Source organism: Pseudoalteromonas sp. 1181_04, from assembly GCF_052850545.1.
This window is the reverse complement of record NZ_VXCS01000060.1, coordinates 1-2,237: the sequence shown is the minus strand read 5'-3', so window position 1 is coordinate 2,237 and position 2,237 is coordinate 1. Positions and strand designations below refer to the sequence as shown.

The 2,237-nt window shown below is 39.8% G+C and carries 2 protein-coding genes; both read right to left on the bottom strand.

Going from position 1 to position 2,237, the window contains the following annotated elements:
* Window positions 1-643: 643 nt before the first annotated feature.
* Complete coding sequence (locus FW757_RS22965) at window positions 644-1,117, bottom strand: hypothetical protein (protein ID WP_149980143.1); 474 nt, start codon at window positions 1,115-1,117, stop codon at window positions 644-646.
* An 88-nt stretch (window positions 1,118-1,205) separates the two neighbouring features.
* Entirely contained in the window at window positions 1,206-1,721 is a 516-nt protein-coding gene (locus tag FW757_RS22960; protein WP_182740089.1) for a hypothetical protein, read from the bottom strand.
* Between the last annotated feature and the right edge of the window lie 516 nt (window positions 1,722-2,237).

Sequence of the window (2,237 nt, the reverse complement as noted above, 5' to 3'; positions counted from 1 at the left end):
CATTTCTGGACAAAAATGAGTTAGAGTTAACGGGCTGCTGTGAGCGGTCATTGGTAACACTTGCCGTAAACGGCACAAAATTGCAGGCTAAAATTGGCGACGAAGGAGCACAAGCTCACTGTTTTGTGTCCACGGTTTAACGGCCTTGTTAGGCAATGTGTTACGCATGTGGCTCAGTTGGGTAACTATGTGTAATGCAACTATGGCTGCATTTTTCACAATCTGCCGAGATAACCAGCTTATAGTTGATGAAATACCCAAGAATATTGAGCAATTTTGGCATGTACTTCACAAAGAAGCGTGCAAGTATAAAATACAAAATAACTACAGATACTAAAGACCTTAATAGTTCAGGGTTTGTGTTTACACCTGCCAAAATTGAACCAACGGCGCCGACAAACAGTGATGTTACTCCATAAACTATCGCAAACAAAATTGCAACGAAAGGAATGCAAAGAACAAACAGCCCGAAACAATCTAACAGACTAATTTTAAATTCGATTTTCCGTTTAGGTTTATTTCCACAGACACTACATTTCATCTAGTTGCCTAACACCCGCCTAACACGCAATGTGTTGGCGTGGCTTTTTGCGTTGTTTGCCAAAACCATGACAACTAAACATTGTCGGAGTTAAGGCGCTTGTTAGGTGCACTTTATTAGCTGCACTGGTGAATTACAATACTCTAAATTCCCTATTAATTCGTTATTATCTGGATAGTTAGGGCAATTACCGATATTGACAGACTGAACGCTGCCATTTGGTTTCATCTCGACATCGACAAAAGACGCAACAAGCTGGTCTTCTAATTGACGGCTCCAAGTAAAGTGATAATTGGTATTGTGTGATTTTAGGAATGTTCTATCAGGCACATTAAATTTACTTGTAAAAGAAGTTAAAGCCACACTCTGATTTTTTACATTTATTCTCGCTGAACGTGCTGTCCAAGAGAACGGCCAAGATCTCGTGATATCGACAGCTATGTTGCATTCGCCAAGCTCAGAGGTACGCGATAGTCCAGAGATTACCTCTGCATATTCGATGTTCTTTAAACTACTCGAACCCGCTTGGCAGAGCCAAATAAAAAGAATAACTATTGGAATCAATTTACGATTCATAATGGATACGCCTCACGTCCTTTGCTCCTAACGCCCCAATAAGCCGACGCAATGAGCGCAGCGAGTTGAGGTCGGATTGATTGGATTGTTAGCAGTTGATTGCTTGTACAATATTTTCTGTAACCTTTTTAAAATTTATTTCTGAAGTCTTAATCGCTTTACCATTTACTAATGGTGTAGGCGGTTTAATTTTGACATTGTCACGCTCGTATATCTGTGGTGCCTCAACGAAGAGGTAGTATTGGTCGTACTTCTTACAACTAAATAGCCCAATACCGCTGCAAACTTCTTTGATACGCTCATCTTTGATTAGTGGCTCAGCAATTATATTTTCAGTTAAACCTGATACTTCCACTGACATCGAAGAATCATACCATTCAACTATACCCCCTTCGGGGACGACTAATGATAGATAAACAGCCCTAGCATTTAACAAAACTTTGAACTTAGTCGCTGGGTCGTCGTAAATGAAATTTAAAGGAATTTGACCGCATCCATCTTTTGAAGCTTTTCCAAACTCTCCCTCCGGTTTCATAAAAGTAATTTCATGAACTGCGCATCCAACCGTGAGATGTAGAAGAAATAAAATAGTTAAAATACGCAAGTCGGCTCCTTTAGACTGCTAACGCCTCGCTTAACCGGCGTAAAATAGCAGGCTAAAATTAGCGACGAAGGAGCGCAAGCCTGCTGTTTTGCGTCCTTGGTTAAAGCGTTTGTTAGCTAGCAGCAAACACATATATGCGGCCTAAATAAATAAAGTGTACGGCAACAGCTATTGGTATAAGAAGCCAAATGAATTTGATATTTATACCTGACATAAATGCAAACCCAAGGATTGAGCAAAAGCCGCAGATTATAAATAAACGTAATTTAGCAAACGATAAAAAATACCTGCTTGGCTCTAGAATATGCATTAAAACAGAGATAAGCGCGAACATGCCCAGAAAGCCTCCAACCTCAATAAGTAGCATAACCAGTGCACCATAATAACCATCTAATATACCCATAATTGAGATGGGTATAGTAATTAAGCCTAGCCCTAACAGTATGACTAAAGGACCGAACCCAATTATGGCTTCAACAATGATCAAGAATTTGTATATTGGTCTCATTTGCTAGC